Origin of the sequence: Coleofasciculus sp. B1-GNL1-01 (assembly GCF_040220235.1) — a bacterium.
Taxonomy (GTDB): Bacteria; Cyanobacteriota; Cyanobacteriia; order Cyanobacteriales; family Coleofasciculaceae; genus Coleofasciculus.
The window spans coordinates 17353-36851 of record NZ_JAVJTO010000121.1 but is presented as its reverse complement, the minus strand read 5'-3'; the positions used below and the strand labels follow the sequence as shown (position 1 = coordinate 36851).

Here is a 19499-nt window from a genome sequence, read left to right as displayed (position 1 = left end):
CTATTGCCTATTGCCTATTGCCTATTGCCTATTGCCTATTGCCTATTGCCTATTGCCTATTGCCTATTGCCTATTGCCTATTGCCTATTGCCTATTGCCTATTGCCTATTGCCTATTGCCTATTGCCTATTGCCTAGCGCGTAGCGCTATAACTTACCACGGACTACCAATCATCATAAATCCCGACCAATAATAAGGATGGGATAAATCAACTTGTCCCAACTCAGCCAATTGTGGCGGCAACGATACCCCACTTTGCGTTCCACTTCCGCGCAATTGTCCTTCTTCAATCACGACACTTCCCCGCAACATTGATAACTGGGCTTCTCTTAGCGCCTCTGCTTTAATTGGAGTCTGACCTAATTGGTTATACAACTCAGTCATTAAAGCCAATGTCCCTTGGTCACTCACCTGCCAGACACTACCTAAAGCACTCTTCACACCCGACGCCACGGCTAATCCAGCAAATCCTAACTCGGCTTGATTGTCTCCCACCGCCGTGCGACAAGCCGATAAAACTAATAACTCCACAGGCGGATTATCCCAATTCATCTGTTGCATTTGGGCTAAAGTTAGCTTGTCATTCCATAACTGCACATAGGAATTACTGGGTCCCCCAGAGTTAAAATCGGCATGAGTGCCTAAGTGAATAATTTCATAAGGATAACGCTGGCGTTCTTGAATTAAATTCTCTAACGTAAACTCCTGATTCAGAAAAACTTGACCACCCACTTCTTGGGCAATCGTCGATAACTCAACTGGAACCGCTGGTAACGGATTAAGTTCCGTAAATTCTGATGCCCCCATCGCTAAGATTCGCGGATTTGTCAGCGGCTGATAATTACTATTCATCAGGCTGAATGTGGGAATCATGCTGAGGCTGTAGTTTTCAATCAAAAACTGTTGACCATCATGCAAGACTGGCATAGGTATCGTCCGTAATCCCGCATCCATGGAAAAGAGTAACGTATCAATTTCAGCCGCTTCCAGTTCCGATGCAATCGGGGCAATTAACCACTGATAAAGTTGTTGCGCGGGTTTCAAATAACCATTCCCCCGGCGGCGAAATGCATCCGTCAGTTGGACTCGCAGTTCATTCGTAACTCCTAGAAGTTGGTCGCGATTAACCGGGATAACTTTAGTGACAGGTTCAGCGGCGGCGGTAAAGAGGACTAATTTCACTCCATCGGGTTGGGTTACCGCATAAACCACGGCAGAACGATTCCCGGTTTGGCGTTCAATTTCTGCCAACGTCTGTTCAATACTGGCTAAGGAAATTGAATACTGAGAGAAATCTCGCCCAAAGTAATCCGCAAATTCTTTCAGTCGGGCTTGTTCTAAGGATTCAATATAGCGATTTGTTGCCCCTGCCGCATCTTGTAGGGTCAAAAGGGCGGTTGAGGCGTTGATAATCGGCAGCGCTTGAGTCACATTTCCTGTGGTGTCTATAAAAGGTAGAGACTCGATAAAATGGTCTGAATCAATCCCCTCATAAAGATTGTAAATGTCACTCGGGGAAAGAATTAGGTCTGCGGAAACAGGTGTCTGTGGAGGAACAGGTGTCTGTGGAGAACCTGCACTAATAATCTGAATATTTCCTGTCGTTTGAGTTGAGGGGAATGATTCCACCGGAGAAATTGTCGCACTACCCGTGGTAAGGGCAGCAGCTATGCCATTCGTCGTTGCATCACCGATTTCAAACGGTGTTTCATTTTCTCCGCCATGGCTAATCGTAATATTGCCTCCTTCACTCCCCCCAATTGTAGAGATACTTGCAGGTATGCCATTAGCGGCGGTAAAGATATCAGTGGCACGGAAAAAGCTGTCAGTGTTAATATCAACTGTGCCGCTTGCTGTACCCCCTTCTGTATTAATCCAGCTAACTTGAATATCATTAGGGGCATTAAGGCTAACATTACCCCCTCCCCCAGAACCACCAGTGGTGTTAATTTTCCCAGTGGTAATTTCCCGATTGGCTTCGATGACAAGATTCCCGCCATTGATATCACCAGAGGTATTAATATCACCCGTCGTAATCGCCCCATTTTGGCTAGTTAGCGCAATCGTTCCACCATTCGTCGGCGAACTACTATCCAGGATGCCACTACTAGCATCAATACTACCTTCACTGGTCAGCGTAATATTTCCAATACCTTGAGATTCAACCCTACCACTTCCCAGCAGAGAAATACCGATATTATCTGAAGCGGTTGCATCTTGTCCCGTACTACTTAGCAGAATATCACCCGTATTAGAACTTACCGTTGTCCCCGAATCCTGAATCTGAATTCCGCGACTGGAAGCCTCTGTTCCCCCTGTACCCTCTAGGGTAATATTCCCTGAACCTGTAGATTCAACCACACCGCCACTCAGCATAAAAATACCAAAGTTATTGTTTCCCGTGGCATTTCCGGCTTCACCCCTGAGGAGAATATCACCATTATTTGAACTTACGGTTCCTGCATTTTGAATCTGAATACCTCGATTCCCATCTGTTCCCATTCCCGCTGTACCCTCTAGGGTAATCGTGCCTGTTCCTGTGGATTCAACCACCCCACCCAGCATAAAAATACCAAAGTTATCGTTTCCGGTTGAGTCTCCACCAATACCGTTAATTAAAATATCGCCATTTTCAGAACTTACCCTTGTTCCAGGATTCTGAATCTCGATACCGCGAGTCGCACTTGTCCCAGAACCACCAGTTCCCTCTAAAGTAATAGTACCTGTTCCTGTTGATTCCACAACCGCACCATTACTCAGAAAAATCCCCGTTTTTGCGGCACCGTCACTGCTTCCTCTCCCGGTAATATCAATCGCACCTGTCCCAGAATTAAGTATTCCACCATTAAGCTGTACCGTTCCGATCGCATTACCGTCACTTCCCGGTTTTATGGAAATATTACCCCCATTTGTGAAAAGTTGCGACCCTGAATTCATCACAAATTGGGCAACTCCGGATTCTCGCTGGGCGGCTACAGCATTTTCATCATTAATTGTGGCGCTAAAGTTACCCCCCGCTAAGTTAATCAGCACATTATTAATCGTGATGCTTCTGCCTGCTTGCAGCGTCAACGTGCCAATGTTACTCGCATCGATACTCTGATTAATCGTAATATCATTATTTGCTTGCAGAACCACATTCCCCATTAGGGCATTAAATTGATCCGCATCAAAGGTAACTGAGTTGCCTGAATTTTCGCCAAAGGCATTATTGAGATTGAAATCATCCGTTCCTCCATCACTAATCGTGATATTCTTCGGATCAAATAAGATAGTTCCTAGATTTCCCGATGTTGCCCCAAGATCAATCAATCCTCGGAAAATCAAACTATCTCTAGCCGATATCTCCACCAAACCGCCATCACCGAAAGTTTCGCCCCCCGTGGCACTCACACTGCCATAAAAACGGTTGATTTCATCTGCCCAAGCCACAACCAGCCCAGCATTTCCATGTTCAAGTGCATCAGCATAAATAACGGAATCTGAACTTACAAATGTCTGTAAAGCATTCGGTATCGTACCTTGTCCTTGAAACCCGCCACCAATCAAAACTGTGCCACCGCCATCACCACCGGACGCATTAATTGTGGCATTCAGTAATCCCACTTGTTCGCCCACTAGATAGACATTACCCCCCACTTGTTCACTAGAGGTATCAATCACGCCAGATAAAATTGTTGTTCCTGATATAGTGGGAATTACCACATCTGAACCGATGAGTCGCACCGTATTTGCTGAGTCAACAATAACGCCTGTACTCTGTTCATCTTGTCCGGTGAGTAACTCAGCTAATTGTAATGGTGAAATTCCCTCTGCTGTTGGCAGAACATCTTCCCCCGTTGCGGCTTCAATTTCTAAAGACAGTAACATCCCCGCTTGAGAAATCCGGACTAAGTTTTCTCCAGGAACCGCCGTCATCGTAATAGTACCCCCAGGGGCGGAAAGGGTTCCTGTGTTGATCAATTGACCCGCCAGCAAGGTTAAATGTTCTCCCTCACTTACTGCCAATTCACCCGCATTAATAATGCTTCCTGGCTGATCCATCGTAAACGCAAAACGATTGGGAGAACCGACCAACGATTGATAGTCCGTCTCGCCACTGGAATTAAACCAACCATTCTCAAAACCCATCCCATTTGCCGTCGTTGCCATAAAACTTCCTGGCACATTCAGACTGGCATCTGACCCAAAAATAAATCCGGACGGATTCATTAAAAATAGATTAGAGTTTCCCCCACTGACCTGAATTAACCCATTAATAATCGACGCTTCGTTCCCAGATACTCTACCCAGAATATTGATAATTTGAGGATTCGACAAAAAGTTAGCAACTTGATTAGCATCGAGTCCAAATTCCTGGAAACTATGGAACAAATTCGCGCCATCTCCGGAAAGCGTTCCCCCTGTAATATTAAACTGGTTCCCTTCTAAATTAATACTTGTATTCGTTCCATCATCAGCCGCCGTTATCGACTCGGCTTGTAGCGGTTCCTGCTTCAGAAATACCAATGGGATGAACAAGACTATCGTTAACCAACGGCTGAACTGAATCGGTGTAGACATGAGTTTTCCCTGATTTTGAGGTAGAAATGCACTGGACTGGTTTAATGGGTTATGTCGATCAAAAATCACCCTGTCGGGGGTAGTTAATCGACTTAGAAGAGGTTGTTATTGATAATATATCAACCCAAGCTATCCTTGGTTTCGCTTTAGTGAGGTTGCAGGGTTACTACATTTATGACTAATTTTGTCGTAGCTTTCTCTAGTATAAAGAAATAAATGTCAAGTGTCAGTGAACTATAAAAAATCTAGCTAAAATGAGTTAAAATTACCAAACTATGCTATAGCTTCAGAACTGAACTTTTGATGAGGTTTTATATTATAGAGTATGTCTCACGGATTTGTGAAATCTTGGGTTCCCTCTTTTCTCGTCCTGGATTGAGTTAGGGCGATACGTCCTATCGGACACGCTAGCGCGATCGCAGATTTAACTCCTGAAATGGTTCTGCATCCTCATCCAGGGTAATTGTCCCTGGTTGGGCGGGTTGCTGATTGATTTGCAGCGTGAATGTCCCCTGGGGTAACTGTTCCAGATAATAAACACCCGCCCCATTCGTGACAGAAAATCGTCGTTGTTTGCCATCGGCGCTAATCGCTTCTACCCTAGCCCCAGCAACGACGTTTCCTTGGGCGTCAGTCACTACCCCAGAGAGAGTATAGGATAACACTAAGGGAACCTGTACAAGTGTATAACTTCCCGCCACTACCTCCACCCTGTATGCATCATTGACGGTTTGCCAATCTAGGGGAAATCCAGACGGATCAAAGTCGAGGCGATAGGTTTCCGGTGGTAAGCGTAGCCGAATTCCATTGGCTTGGACTTGGGGACGAAAGGATTGAATCGGTTGGTTATTCAAAATTAATAATAACTCTGGGTTTTCGGTGTAGATGTCTTCGCCGCTATCTAACTTACCATTATTGTTACGATCAAAAAACGGCTGAATTAATATCCCGCCGCGATCGCGAAACCGATCCGATTGGCGATCGCCTGGAGAAATCCCATCCTGTACATTTAAACTCGCCACCAATTCTAGGCTATAATTCGCCTCATTTGAGGTTAGCGATGCGCCATCATACCGCCCCCGCAACAGCAAACCGGGTATAACTGTAGTTTGTACCTGGGCAATCCAGCCTGAACCCCGAGAACCAATCCCATAACCTAACTGAGTATCCCACAAATAACTCCCATCAGGCGATCGCGCTGGGGATCGATAGCGCCAGCCAATTGTGGCGAAAGTATCCCGACGCTGAAGGTTGCGGGTTTCATAACTCAGCAGTACAGAATAGCCATCACCGAGAAAACGGCGCGATAGATTATAATTCAACTCAGACCGAAACCCCAATTCATTCCCCTGATGATTCAGTTGTAAAAATCCTAACCGTTGTGTCGCATTCCAGCGCCAGCGATTTTGGTCATCAAGCGTCGCCCGGGCAAAGGTAAAAAAACCACGACGACTGAATCCCGTTTGCATCCCTACCGCCGTTCCCTCGCGACTATTATAGGTTCCCAAAACCGTCAAACGCGGAAAGACACGCCAATTCAGGTTAAGCCGTTGGGACAAGCGATCGCTGTTAAACTGTAAACTAATCGTAGAGGTTGGTTCATAACGCAAATTCGCATTAATATCCCAATCCCCCTCTTGATCGGGGCTTAACACCGACGCCGCCACTTCCAAGGGTATCCCATTAGGGCGAAAAAATACATCCGCCAATCCCCTTGCTGTTTGGTCATAAATCCCCCCCACCCCAATTGTCAAATCTTCCGATATCCCCCACCGTTGGGCAATTCCCCCCTGAAAATTCTGCCATTCTCCAATAAAATTTTGATTGTTCAATCTAGAGGGTTGATGAGTCCAACCTACCGAAACAATCGTTACCGCAGCCCCCTCCGGAATTTGTCCAGGAACCGTCGAAAACGTCGCCTCCCGCACCTCCGGTTGAGCCGAAAGGCGTCCTTGAGGATATAATAAAATGCGATAATTCCCCAACCGTTGACCCCCAATCGGTACATCCTCAAACCGATAAACCCCCGACGAATCCACCAAAACCTCAGCCAAAACGCGATCGCTAAATCCCTGAGTCAGCCGTACCAACGTCCCCGGTTCCGCTTCACCCACAATCGTCTGTCCCACCTGTGACGCCTGTAACCGTTGTCCTGGACTAAATCCACCCCCACCAAACGTCACGGGAGGTGTAAACCCTTGTCGCCGAAGCGTCGTGACTCCCCAATAATTCCCACTCCCCTGACTTCGCCAAAACGTCGGTTGAGAACCCACCACATAATCCGCCGCATCCGTTTGTCGCAAATATTGGGCTTCTGTGAGACTCCACGTTGGCGAGTCTAAGAAATCCGGTTGATTCACCCGGACATACCAACTCCCCGATAACAACGTCCCCACCGCCGCCAATTCCCCCCGATAACTCAGAAACGAAGACTCAAAACCCGACGTTGACTCTGAACCAGTTGCTGTAATCCGTTCCTCAATCGCCGTTAGCGTCAAATCGTTTGGCGTAATTCGGGGTAAACCGTCCAGTTGTACTGGGGTTTCCGTCGCCGCAATTCCCCCCGTTTTCTGTCCCAACCAAGGGGGATTCAGAATAATTGCGTATTCATTGATATCGAATTCTGCGGGAACCCCAAGTAAGGTTTCCACCTCTTGAATCGACAACACCAACCCCAACTCCGGGTCATTCTGTAACTCTTGGGGGTTGAGGCGAGTAATCAATCCAGGCGATCGCACTTCCAACTGTCCATCGGGTAGAGGTGTCACCTCCAGCTTCAACGCCTGAACCAGCGCATCAAAAGGAATCAGCCACTTCTCAAACTCAACCGCTTGGCTACCATCTTCCTGTCCCCGCACCAAGACACTAAAAATCACCGGACGCCCCCCAACATTCACCCCTACTGGAAACACCGTAAAGTTATCGGAATTGTCGATAACTGAAGACTCCGCATCCTCCATCTGTGTTTGACTAATCCTAGTCTCATGAAAACCGGAATGGCTAACAGAACCAGCCTTAGACGCCATTCCCACAACCAAACCAACAATTATCGCAATTTGCCACAAAACAGAATCCACACGTAGGGGCGCACCGACGTGCGCCCGGAAAACCGACAATATCTAATCCGCTATTTTAGCTATCTCACGCCAGTCACAATTCCCCTCAAAACCCGCACAACTTAGAGGCATATATTTCGTAAAAAACACAGACTTTTTTTGACATAAACCCCTTTTATTGGTATGGGAACAAAGCCCATCGCCTCCCCGACTCAAACCATCAACAACCCTCTGCGAACCTCTGCGCCAACCTCTGCGAACCTCTGCGTTAAAAACGATCACCCTCTCGACACCACAAGATATACCGTAGGGTAGGCACTGCCCACCAGCCAAAACTTCAGAACCAATCGGCTAAACCACGCGATCGCCCCTTATTCACGGCGTAGGAATCATCAAATCAACGCTAAACGGCTGTGTACGTCGCTGATCATCTTCCGCCCAGATCAACTCACCCGTAAGCTGATATTGACCTGCCGCTAATTGTTCTGAATTAGGATAATTTAAGAGAAACTGACGCTGACTTTCAGCCACAATTCCCGTCGGTTTCAAACTCCCCGTCTCTATAACTGTTTCCCCCTGCTTTAACGTCCAACTTACCCCAGGTCGAGCCGATGCCATTCCGGTATTGTTCACCAAGACTTGAATTTGGTCTTGTTCTGAATTCCAACTGGCACTCTCCACTGCCAAAATTGGCGATAAATCTCCCTGACGTACATAAATTGTTGTGCCAATTCGTGCCGTTAACGCGACAGAATTGCCACCACTATCCGTCGTTTCCCGAAGCGTTTCCGTAAACACAACGGCTCGATATTCCCCTTCTGGTAAACTGGGGGGAAAGCGAGTAATTAAACGGATGCGCCGCTGCACTCCCGGTGGTACAGTTAATTCCCTAGGAGAAAATTGCAGATAAGGGGTTAAATCGCTAGAACTAGAGTCTAAGATTTGGAATCCATTATCCCCATAGGTAAAAGATTCAGCATAAACTCGTCCCCGAAAGGGTTGATTACTGGTATTGGTAACATTAATAATCGCTTGAGCTTGACCGCGATTGGCTTGGGCTTCAATAACTAAGGGTGAAACACTCATTTGGGCTTGCGCCGCACCTGCACACAGTAAAGCCGCAGATAATGCCCAGCGACTGAGGCGAGTTACGGTTGGCAAGACAGAATTAAACGCTAAAGTCATAGCTGTATCAGGGAAGGGTAGGGGGTAGGGGCGAGTCGCTGCACTAGCGTAAAGGGGACAACCGATTAATGAACTCGACTCGCCCTGCTAAGGTAAACGGGACAACCAAACAATGAACGACTCGCCCTGTTTTAGATTCTGCTTAACTAACCCGGATTTGGCTAAAGTTGGGGTCTTCTGGCGGAATTTGATAAAGGCTAAGGTTCCCTTACTACAAACAATGCACTCGACTCGCCCTGTTTTAGATTCTGCCTAACTAACCTGATTTGGCTAGAGTTGGGGGCTTCTGGCAGCCTTGGATCAAGGCTAAGGTTCCCTTACTACGAACCTCCTACGGCACAATTGTTAAGGTGACCGTATATTGATAGATACCTGCTAAAGGAACTCCTGAGTCTACCGCCAGATCAACTTCTACGGTTTGGTTAATCGGATCTAACAATAACGAGCCACCTGGAAATCCTCCACCTTCAGACGGACCGCTGTAAGTAGCTGTTGATGGATTAAAGCTACCTGCTACTGTTGCTATCGCATCCAATTGTTGACTGGGGAAAGAGGTAATAGGAGGAGCATTCGGATCAGCGGGAGTAAAGGACACGAAGCGTGCATCAGTAATTTCTAGATCTGCTGTTGTATTACAGGAAACTTCAACCGTACCTGAGATACCTCCAGGCGCATCAGAGGTGATAAAAGGTTGTCCTGGTTCGTACACTAGCGTTCCTGGAACTGGAGTAGCAAAACTACAACGCTCACCAACATTCGCTTCAAATGGAACATCAACGGATTGCGCTAACACGTTCGGACTGAACGCTACAACACCCGCTACAACGAGTCCGGATGTTACAACTAAACGACCAATCATAGAAACCTCCTCAAAGGTATATGCACATAAGAACCAATTATCGATAGACGAGTTAAGGGATAACCGTCAGCGTCACCGCATAGTTGTACGTTCCCGCCGGAAAGGGTACAGGTCTTTCCACACGCATATCGACTTCTAAATCACTAATTCCCACCGGAAGATTCACCGTCACATCCGCCGTATCCGCCGTCACCTGTTGTGTCCCCACCGTAACAAACGTGATGTATGTTGTCCCATCTGGATCAGGTGTTGACCCAGAGATGAAACTCGGCGGTGAAACTGTGAGTGTAGCAGAGGTATTAGACTGTAATGTCACCGTTGCTGGATTGACAGATTCTATAACATTAGGCAGTTGAGCTGAACCACCGCTAGCCGTTGTTTCCACCGTACCCAAGACAACCTGATCAAAGGTGACTTCAATGGGAACACTAGCTGTAAATGGAATATCAACGGATTGAGCCAGCGCTTCAGAACTCAACCCCATAGCACTGGCTAGGGTTAACGTTGATGCAACGGCATAAAAACGAAACATTTAACGCTCCTCTAGGGTAGCTGTTTCAAGTCTATCTTAAGTTTTGCTAGGACAAAAATCTAATTTATCCTTTCACTAATAATTCGTCAATTTCTTTTAAATTTCGTAATCTTCCCCAATCCGGGGATTGAGTAAGATCATGTCAGGTCAAACCCCCCTGAAGAAAAATGCCTGAAACCCTGGTTATTACAGGATTGCAATTATCGGCAATCCTCAGGACATGATTATAAAGGGCGACCCGATCAAATTGAACGGACACAATTATTGATTGATGCAAGCGGGTCGCCCCTACAGTGAGGATTAAACTTTGAAGTGATAATCGAGTCTATAGGTCGGCACATTTTCCCATGATAAAAGTATACCAAAAAAAGAGCGATCGCACTCCATACCCAAAAAATCTGTGACTGTTTTTAAGTATCGCTAAACCATCTGTTCCATGCGGCGAAAATCGAGTTCGACTTCTGCCCAAAGAGAACGATTATGGGGGTCAGTTTTCAACGCTTTCTTCAAATAAATTCGGGCTTTATCCAATTGCCCATCCTTCACCAAATACCGTCCCCAACATTGATAGGTAATCGCTTGCCACTGTCGCACCTCTGGATCTTGGGGAATCCGTTGCGCTAACCCCTCCACCAGCGCGATCGCACGGGCAAATCGTTGTTCTTTAAGTAATTCTTGTAAACGCTCGTAGGATGTCCATTTGAGCTGATATTCTATCTCTGATAGGGGAGGAATGGAGGGAGGTTTGGCTGGCGGCTGCTTGGTTACCGTAACCGTCTGGGAATCCTCAACCGAGTGAGTTGTCCCAGACGGTTTAATCGCATTCAGCAGCAGCTTATACGCCTGTGTCAACTCAATAAACTTGGTTTGAGCCAGCCCGTCACCGACATTGACATCCGGATGACACTGGCGTGCTAAACGCCGATACGATGCCTTAATCTCTGATCGAGAGGCGCCATCGCTTAAACCTAACAATCGATAACAATCCGCCAGATTCATCTCAAGGACAAGCACTGATAGGGGTAGAGGCAGTATTTTAGAACTGCCCCACCGATTCTGTCTATCTTAGCCTGCTCTGTCTTCAATCACCCGGTCAATCAGTCCGTACTCCTTCGCCTCTTGCGCGGACATGAAAAAGTCGCGATCGATATCTTTTTCAATCTTCTCAACCGTTTGACCCGTCTTATCCGCGTAGATTTGGTTGAGTTGACGCCGGATTCGCAAAATCTCCCTGGCTTCAATCTCAATATCTGTCGCTTGCCCGCGCACACCGCCAGAGGGTTGGTGAATCATAATCCGGGAGTGGGGTAACGCTAACCGTTTCCCCTGCTTCCCCGCCGCCAGCAGGAACGATCCCATCGACGCCGCTAAACCGACACAGATAGTCACCACATCCGACTTAATATGCTGCATGGTGTCATAAATCGCCATGCCTGCGGTAACTGAACCACCGGGAGAATTGATGTACAGATAAATATCTTTGTTTTGATCTTCTGAATCCAGGTAAAGCATTACCGCGATGATCTGGTTAGTAATCTCATCATCGACTTCTTTACCCAGAAAAATAATCCGTTCTCGGTAGAGGCGATTGTAGATGTCAATCCAATCGCTGTAAGGAGAACCAGGAAGTTGATAAGGAACCTTGGGGACACCAATAGGCATAATTTACTCCGAATTCTAGAAAACGCTTTGAATGGTCTGTAAGAGCGGGTTTCACAACTATCGTTTCTTCTGTTCACCTAGATTGGACTAAACCCGCCCTGATCAAATTGTAGAGACGTGCCATAGCGCATCTTTATTTGTAGTTGGCAAGGGTTTAGACATGAGACTAGATAGTTTACCGAAGCTGAACCCCAACGACTGACCTTTGAGTATCAAATGTAAGCACTAAGACGCACTGGCGGCGATAGCAGCCGGAACCTCATCACTCTCTAACACCCGATCAATCAAGCCATACTCTTTTGCCTCATAAGGTGTCATGTACAACATCCGCTCCATATCCTTGGTAATCTTTTCGGCAGATTGACCCGTATTGTTTGCCAAAATATCCATCATGGTGATCTTATTGGCTAGCACTTCCTTCGCCCGAATTTGGATATCCGTGGCTTGACCCCTTGCATAACTCTTGGGTTGGTGCAGCACAATTGAGGCATTGGGTAAACTTGCCCGACAGCCTTTTGTCCCCGCTGACAGCAGCATCGCCGCCATCCCCATTGCCGAACCAATACAAATGGTATGGATGGGGGGTTGAATGTAATTCATCGTGTCACAGATGGCAAAGGCTTCGGTTTCAAAGCCAATCGGTTCACCATCGTAACGGGAGGTTCCTGTGGAATTAATGTAGATTTTAATCGGCTTGTCGGGATTGTCGTACTGCAAATACAAAAGTTCTGCCACAATCAATTCGGTAACCTGTGGCACCAAGGGCAAACCTAGATAGACAATCCGCTCATTGAGGAGCAGTGACGGTAAATCAGGTGGCGGGGTGCGGTAGTTTTGCCGACCATAGTAAGTTGATTGAACTGCCTGAATCGGTCGTTTCATGATCCTTGGGAATGCAATAATGGCGCTATCTTTAAAACATAGTAGCGTGCTTTTCAACGACCCCACCGTCTTACATGGTGGGGATTGAGAGAGGCAAGTCTCAAAACGTAAGTGTTGGTGCGACTCCTTTGTGGCGAAATCAAGTGGTTTGGGGTGGTTCTTTGCATTGATTGTGATTCAGGGTGTACCATAAGCAACCTCAGCCATTCATCAGTACTTATGTATTACACGAAGGTTACTATAATTACATCTTTTCACTGGCTTAGGAGTTTGAGATATGAAAGTTGGTTTACACCCTGCCCTCAGCGATACTAATCTGGATGCCAATCAACCCAGTTCCCAGCGTCAGTTATCGATCGCGATTCGGGCAATTACCCAATCCCAGGATCAGTCACTACCGTTGAATTTATGCTTAATTCTCGACCACAGTGGGTCAATGCATGGGCGTCCACTGGAAACGGTGAAAAAAGCGGCGATGCAACTGATTGAACGACTCAAGGAGGGCGATCGCATATCTGTGATTGCCTTTGATCATCGTGCCAAAGTGTTGGTTCCCAATCAAGCGATCGATAATCTGAACACGATTAAATCGCAAATCCGCCAACTGTCTGCCGATGGGGGAACGGCGATTGATGAGGGGTTGAAACTGGGGATTGAAGAAGTAGCCAAGGGAAAAGCTGACGCCGTGTCTCAAGTGTTTTTGCTCACGGATGGCGAAAATGAACATGGAGACAATGAGCGCTGCTTAAAATTAGCCCACTTCGCGGTTGAGCATAAGCTGACGATCAATACCCTAGGATTTGGGGCAAGTTGGAACCAAGATGTGCTAGAAAAAATTGCCGATTCGGGCAGTGGTACGCTTTGTTATATTGAACAGCCGGAGCAAGCCGTACAGGAGTTTGGACGCTTGTTTAACCGTATCCAAGCCGTTGGCTTGACTAATGCTTACTTATTATGTGAATTAATGGATGGTGTGCGGTTTGCCGAATTCAAACCCATCGCTCAAGTCGCCCCAGATACGATTGAACTCCCCCTGCAACCCCAAGGCGACCAATTTGTCGTCCGCTTGGGTGATTTGATGACGGATGCCGAACGGGTGATTCTGGCAAATCTGTATATGGGACAACTGTCTCCAGGGTATCAGGCGATCGCGAAGCTGCAAGTACTCTATGATGACCCGGCTACGGGGGAAGAGGGGTTAAAGTCGGAACAAGTTCCAGTGGAGATTAATGTTCAGAGTACCTATCAACCGTCTCCCAATACGAAAGTCCAACAATCGATTCTGGCATTAGCCAAATACAGGCAAACTCAAATAGCCGAAGCTAAACTGCAAACAGGCGATCGCTCTGGCGCTGCCACAATGTTACAAACGGCGGCTAATACGGCGATCCAAATGGGAGACCAAAGTGCCGCCACGGTGCTGCAAACTAACGCGACTCGTTTGCAATCTGGGGAAGAACTCTCAGACGCCGATCGCAAGAAAACTCGGATTGTGTCTAAAACAATCTTGCAGGATTGAGGCTATAGCAGGAGAGGGGAGATGGGGAAGATGGGGGAGATGGGGAACACCTCGACTTCGCTCGGTGTGTCAGATGGGGCAAATTGTGTAGGGGCGGGTTTCACTACTATCTTTTCGGTTACACCCAGATGTAAATAAACCCGCCCCGACTTGACCAATGACCAATGACCAATGACCAAAACTTCACAATTTTTAATATAAATTTTCATCATATCAGTTTAACCTAAGCCTTTGGGACAGTTTTGAATCCGTTTTGGACGTAAAAATACACAAGTCGTTAACCTTAGGTATAGGAAATTTAACATGAGTACCAATCTAGCCACCCAGTTGCGTGAGGGCACCAAAAAAGCCCACACCATGGCAGAAAACGTGGGATTTGTCAAATGTTTTTTAAAAGGCGTCGTTGAAAAAAACTCCTACCGGAAACTTGTCGCCAATCTCTACTTCGTCTATAGTGCGATGGAAGAAGAAATGGAGCGCCATCGCCAACATCCAGTTCTCTCAAAACTCTACTTTCCCCAACTCAATCGCCAGAAAAGTCTAGAGCAAGACTTGCACTATTACTACGGTGCCAACTGGCGCGAACAAGTAGCGCCTTCAGCCGCCGGGAAAGACTACGTGCAGCGAATTCGCGACGTGTCCGCCTCTGAACCCGAACTCTTAGTCGCTCATTGCTACACGCGCTATCTGGGCGATTTATCCGGGGGGCAAATCCTGAAAAAGATTGCTCAACGGGCGATGAATTTATCTGAGGGTGAAGGTACAGCCTTTTACGAGTTTAAAGATATTCCTGACGAAAAAGCGTTCAAAGCCGAGTATCGCCAAGCCTTGAATGAACTCCCCATTGATGACGCCACCGCCGAACGGATTGTTGATGAGGCAAATGCGGCATTTGGCATGAATATGAAGCTGTTCCAGGAATTAGAAGGGAATCTGATTAAAGCCATTGGTCAGATGCTTTTCAACACCCTAACCCGTCGTCGGAGTGGTGGTAGCACAGAACTGGCTACGGCTGAATAACCGAAGGTATCCTCGTCCATAGCCTAGCTATGGGCGGGAAGTGCCAAATCCGCAATATAGCAAAGCCTAATTAATAAATCTTTACAAAATTAACCAAAATTAATCCAGCTAAGTGCTTGCCAAAGCGAACCGATTGCCATATCATTCAACATAGTGTAACAACGTCATACGCTGTATGACAGAAACAAGGTTTCAGAATCTGAGGATAGTCAATTACCTGCACGAACCCGACGGGCAGAGTGTAGTTTTTTGAGAATCAGAAACAAGTTAATCTGTCAAGAGATAAATATAGCTTTTGTCATAAAGGTTAGGGCAGATTTAACAGCTAAAACGACCCTATCGCAGTAATAAATCTTCTGCCCGCGTTCGACTGAGACGTTCGGCGATCGCTCCGCTCAGTTGAGTCGCGCTCACGCCGAAGTCTGCCCTGGAGCCTTCTGCCTTCCTTTTGCTAGATCTTGGATTGATTGCCCAAAAATTTTTTAGTTAATTATGCAACAAATCTTTACTAAAAAGAAACTAAATTTACACGATAAAGCTTTAAACTTAATCCTTTTAAGCGGGTTGAGTTCAAAATGGGTAGCCTGAATCCTTCTGTCAGCGTACAGGCTCAGTTTTTTGTCAGGGCTTCGCGGAGCAATTCCCAGTTTTTTGAACAAGATTTTTAATCTCTCGCCAGAGATTAATCAAAGTTATAGAGGATGTAATTTTATATTAAATTCACATAAACATGGGGACAATAATATTGACCGCTTAAGCCTGAATCGCTGGTCAGGCAAGGAATACAGGAAATCGATATATCAGTTTAGTATCCATTAAATTGTTTTTTTTCAGTAAAGATCCCCAGAAGGACTAGATAGAAACGCCAAACTGATGCCATTATTAATTAAGAGGAGATTATTGAATGGTCGCGAAATTAGAAAAAATTAAGGGTGCATTAACAGTGCGTAACAAAGCGCAAAGTTTATTAACATTATGAGTTCGCGATCGCTAGCGGAGTTTTACCTTTTGTCAACTTAATCATGTTTTGGAGTTATAACCTATGTCTAAACTAATGAACCGTACCTCAACTGCCACTGTAGACGCTAAAATTGCCACATCTGCGAACTCCACCTATTGCGGTGGTGGTGGCAACATTCCCGATGGAGTGGCTAGTTTTCAAGATGAGATTGTGGTGACGGAAAATATCGCGATTCGTAACGTCACCGTCACGCTGAAGAACTTAGAACATACTTGGGTGGGCGACTTGATTGCCCAGTTACGTCATGTCGAAAGCGGGGTTGTGGTTGACTTATTCCGGCGTCCCGGACAACCGCAATTTTCGACCAGTGGCTATAGCAATGATTTAAATGGGGATTACAGCTTTAACGATAACTATTCCCATAGCTTTGACTCCGTAGCGGCGTCTCATGCGGTGATTCCCAGTGGTAACTATTGTGCAACTCAGCCTTTGTCTGTATTTGAAGGACGCCCATCTGCTGGTACTTGGCAACTGATTATTAATGATTGCTCTGCGGGTGACTCCGGTTCACTAGAGTCTTGGACTCTCAATTTAGAATAAACACAAAAGCTGACTAAACCTGCATTCTCCGGGAGAAAAGCAGAAATCGTTCATCAGTGCATAAGGTTCTCCAAAGCATAAGTGTGTTGAGTTAGCACTTGAGAATACAGGTTAATTGGTTTCATCAAAGCGTAAGACATTGACTGGCAAAAGGAATATTGGCTCTGGCATAAAACAATCAACATTCCTTGGTCAATCGCTCCGATATAAAAATCCTCTGCTCTCTGGCTTATGTTTAGAGTGAGTAGAGGATTTTTATCGTTAAAATAAACGGGTGGCGAAGTTTTGCGATCGCGTCGGCGAGATTGCCCTAGCTTTGAGAATGGCAGCCGCTAAACAGGTATAAGACAAAATCCCCACCACCGCTAACAATAAACTACTGACAAACCCACTAGCATTCCACAAGGCGTGGAGAATCGCCGCACACAGATAACCCGTTGCCAGAATTTGCCAAGCTTTTCGCGGTTTGAGAACGCTTAAGCCGATAAAATAACCAAAATAGCCACTATAGGCAATATGTCCAGCCACTGAACCCAGTAGACGGGGGATGAGTAATTGCAATCCCATCAGTTGAGCCGATCCTTGACCCGCTTGAAAGGTGACGTTATCGATAATATCCGGAACATACTGTCCTAAGGTTTCCAACAGGGTAAAACCCACCCCTGATGCCGTACCTAAGAGAATTCCATCCAGAGGTTCCCAGACGCCAATCTGTTCTCGCCACGGGGAACGCAGCAGTTTACCCAAGAAAAACGCCCCAATAATCGGCAGGGCTTTGAGTAATTCCTCCATCAAACCCGCCCCGAAAAACATGCGGATTAGCAGAGACGTGAAACTGATCAGTTCCCCTTCTTCGGGTAAGCTTCCCGGTAAGATGTCGCGAAAAACGATAATCGATAGAGGTAACAACGGACTGGTTAAAATTAAACCCGTCGCGATCGCAGATCCCAATAACACCCACCACGGTTTTGGTTTACCACAGAGTTGGTAGACAAAATAAGAAGCCGCACCCGTTAAATAGGTTGCCAATAGCAGATTAAACACCATTGCCTGACCGACCGCCATAAACATTAACACCACAAACACCACCGTGAGAATGGCGGGTCTCAGAAATGCCTTTTGGGTTAAATCTTGTCCCGTTGAAGCGAGGGGAAACAGTTGGCTAAAGGTAACCGTGTCGGGAGTTTTATGTCCGATTACACTGACAGATGTCAGCGATGACGCTGAAGAAACGGGTGAGACTGGGGACGGAGACGGACTAAACTGGCACTCAAAAATAAACTGAGGACCATCTTGACCCAATTCAATGCGATCGCCCGCATGTAATTGACAGCATCCCCGTAACGGATACCCATTAACATACGTTCCATTAATACTATTGAGATCACAAATTTCCCAACCCTGATTCCAGGGTGAACAGGGACGAATCGTAGCATGACGCCGCGATACAATTAAATACTGATTCGGGTTTAAGGCAATTTGGCAGCTAGGATCACGACCAATCACCATCTCCTCATCCTCAGACAAAGGATAGGGAGATAAATGTCTAGCTGTACCTCTGCCAGCCAGAGGTCGCAAAAATCCACGGCAATGTTGACCAGTCATAGGGCAAGTGGTGAGCCATCCTTAGACCAGTATGAACCTAGTGACGCCTAACGGATAGCGGACAACAGAAAACGGACGCAAAACCCCAGGGAAACATAGTTCTACTGATTTGCTCTCGCATCACGAACAGCCGCATAGAACAAAAAGCCACTCAAGGGAATACTACCCGCCAGGATAATTTCCGTGACGGATGCACCTAACTGGGGTGTTCCTGAAGAGAGTTCAAAAATTGAACCCACAGCCGCAATTGCAGTAATACAAGACCCCATCAAAAATAAACCACTTTTTGGTGTCATTAAATTAAACCTAACGATAAATACAAAACAACCGAGCCAGTTGCAAAATGTCCATGGATTGCTCCATGGACAAGGCATTAGCACAGTTATGCTGAGATTGTCTAAGACTTAAATGGTTTAACCGCTTGGGTAGAAAAGCCATACTTTTGCAGTTCTTCTGCCAAAACCAATCCATTTTCCACCCGATCCACAAACATAACCCCAGTCAGGTGATCCATTTCATGTTGAATGGCGCGAGAAAGTAGACCATCTGCCTTCAATCTTTGTGGGCGTCCATTCTCATCTTTGTAGGCAACTTCTACCTCTACCGGACGTTTGACATCTAAGTAGACGCCAGGAACGCTTAAACACCCTTCTTGAGCATCACATATACTCTGACCAAAACGCTTAATCGTGGGGTTGATCAGAATCAAGGGGGGATTTTCTGGGTTATCCGGTTCGCAGTCGATGACAATGATTTGTTTATTTACCCCAACCTGTGGTGCTGCCAAGCCGATACCATCTGCGCTATACATGGTTTGCAGCATCTGATGAGCTAACTGTCGGATGCTTTGGTCTACTTTAGCCACCCGCTTCGCTGGTTGACGCAGAACGCGATCGCCCAGATAGTGAATATCTAGCGGCGGGTTGTCTAGTTTTTTCTTTTCGACGATAACTTGAGCAGTCATGGGCATGGGAAACTTCTAAATCCAGCAATCTTATTGACACTTCCTTTTTTTTATCCTAGCAGTTATCACTCTGGGTGGAATTCGGTTCATC

The 19499-nt window shown here is 46.4% G+C and carries 15 protein-coding genes; 3 read left to right on the top strand and 12 right to left on the bottom strand.

Annotated features, from left to right (window positions below):
* Positions 1–153 precede the first annotated feature (153 nt).
* The 8 genes from RID53_RS29520 to RID53_RS29485 all read right to left on the bottom strand — a co-directional run bounded on the left by RID53_RS29520 (position 154) and on the right by RID53_RS29485 (position 12739).
* Positions 154–4563 carry a CHAT domain-containing protein gene (locus RID53_RS29520; protein WP_446391488.1) on the bottom strand — a complete coding sequence of 1470 codons (4410 nt, stop codon included), beginning with the start codon at positions 4561–4563 and terminating at the stop codon, positions 154–156.
* Between the two features lie 407 nt (positions 4564–4970).
* On the bottom strand, positions 4971–7640 hold the full coding sequence (locus RID53_RS29515) for a carboxypeptidase-like regulatory domain-containing protein (protein ID WP_446391487.1): 2670 nt from the start codon (positions 7638–7640) through the stop codon (positions 4971–4973).
* 354 nt (positions 7641–7994) lie between these two features.
* Complete coding sequence (locus RID53_RS29510; protein ID WP_446391486.1) at positions 7995–8804, bottom strand: P pilus assembly protein, chaperone PapD; 810 nt, start codon at positions 8802–8804, stop codon at positions 7995–7997.
* 331 nt (positions 8805–9135) lie between these two features.
* Positions 9136–9663: a hypothetical protein gene (locus RID53_RS29505; protein WP_446391485.1), complete on the bottom strand. Its 528-nt coding sequence runs from the start codon at positions 9661–9663 to the stop codon at positions 9136–9138.
* Between the two features lie 52 nt (positions 9664–9715).
* Positions 9716–10195 carry a hypothetical protein gene (locus tag RID53_RS29500; protein WP_446391484.1) on the bottom strand — a complete coding sequence of 160 codons (480 nt, stop codon included), beginning with the start codon at positions 10193–10195 and terminating at the stop codon, positions 9716–9718.
* A 420-nt stretch (positions 10196–10615) separates the two neighbouring features.
* Positions 10616–11194, bottom strand: a complete 579-nt coding sequence (locus RID53_RS29495; protein ID WP_446391490.1) for a J domain-containing protein — start codon at positions 11192–11194, stop codon at positions 10616–10618.
* 66 nt (positions 11195–11260) lie between these two features.
* The gene (locus RID53_RS29490) at positions 11261–11857 is read right to left on the bottom strand and encodes an ATP-dependent Clp protease proteolytic subunit (protein WP_446391483.1); all 597 of its coding nucleotides are present in this window, start codon (positions 11855–11857) and stop codon (positions 11261–11263) included.
* A 225-nt stretch (positions 11858–12082) separates the two neighbouring features.
* Positions 12083–12739, bottom strand: a complete 657-nt coding sequence (locus tag RID53_RS29485) for an ATP-dependent Clp protease proteolytic subunit (RefSeq protein WP_446391482.1) — start codon at positions 12737–12739, stop codon at positions 12083–12085.
* A gap of 277 nt (positions 12740–13016) precedes the next feature.
* Between RID53_RS29485 and RID53_RS29480 the strand changes: the two genes are divergently transcribed.
* On the top strand, positions 13017–14258 hold the full coding sequence (locus RID53_RS29480; protein WP_446391481.1) for a vWA domain-containing protein: 1242 nt from the start codon (positions 13017–13019) through the stop codon (positions 14256–14258).
* Between the two features lie 2 nt (positions 14259–14260).
* Here the strand turns inward: RID53_RS29480 and RID53_RS29475 are convergent, their stop codons facing one another.
* Entirely contained in the window at positions 14261–14470 is a 210-nt protein-coding gene (locus RID53_RS29475; protein WP_446391480.1) for a hypothetical protein, read from the bottom strand.
* 91 nt (positions 14471–14561) lie between these two features.
* On the opposite strand from RID53_RS29475, the gene RID53_RS29470 reads away from it, so the two are divergent.
* Together RID53_RS29470 and RID53_RS29465 are read left to right on the top strand one after the other, a co-directional pair.
* Positions 14562–15278, top strand: coding sequence for a biliverdin-producing heme oxygenase (locus RID53_RS29470; RefSeq protein WP_446391479.1), 717 nt, complete (start codon positions 14562–14564; stop codon positions 15276–15278).
* Between the two features lie 1042 nt (positions 15279–16320).
* Positions 16321–16839 (top strand): proprotein convertase P-domain-containing protein, encoded by a 519-nt coding sequence (locus RID53_RS29465; RefSeq protein WP_446391478.1) that lies wholly within the window; start codon positions 16321–16323, stop codon positions 16837–16839.
* Positions 16840–17100: 261 nt separating this feature from the next.
* Here RID53_RS29465 and RID53_RS29460 read toward each other — a convergent pair whose 3' ends face one another.
* The 3 genes from RID53_RS29460 to def all read right to left on the bottom strand — a co-directional run bounded on the left by RID53_RS29460 (position 17101) and on the right by def (position 19408).
* Positions 17101–18444: a PrsW family glutamic-type intramembrane protease gene (locus RID53_RS29460; RefSeq protein WP_446391477.1), complete on the bottom strand. Its 1344-nt coding sequence runs from the start codon at positions 18442–18444 to the stop codon at positions 17101–17103.
* 101 nt (positions 18445–18545) lie between these two features.
* Complete coding sequence (locus RID53_RS29455) at positions 18546–18740, bottom strand: hypothetical protein (protein WP_006098114.1); 195 nt, start codon at positions 18738–18740, stop codon at positions 18546–18548.
* 101 nt (positions 18741–18841) lie between these two features.
* Positions 18842–19408, bottom strand: a complete 567-nt coding sequence (def, locus tag RID53_RS29450) for a peptide deformylase (RefSeq protein ID WP_446391489.1) — start codon at positions 19406–19408, stop codon at positions 18842–18844.
* Positions 19409–19499 lie beyond the last annotated feature (91 nt).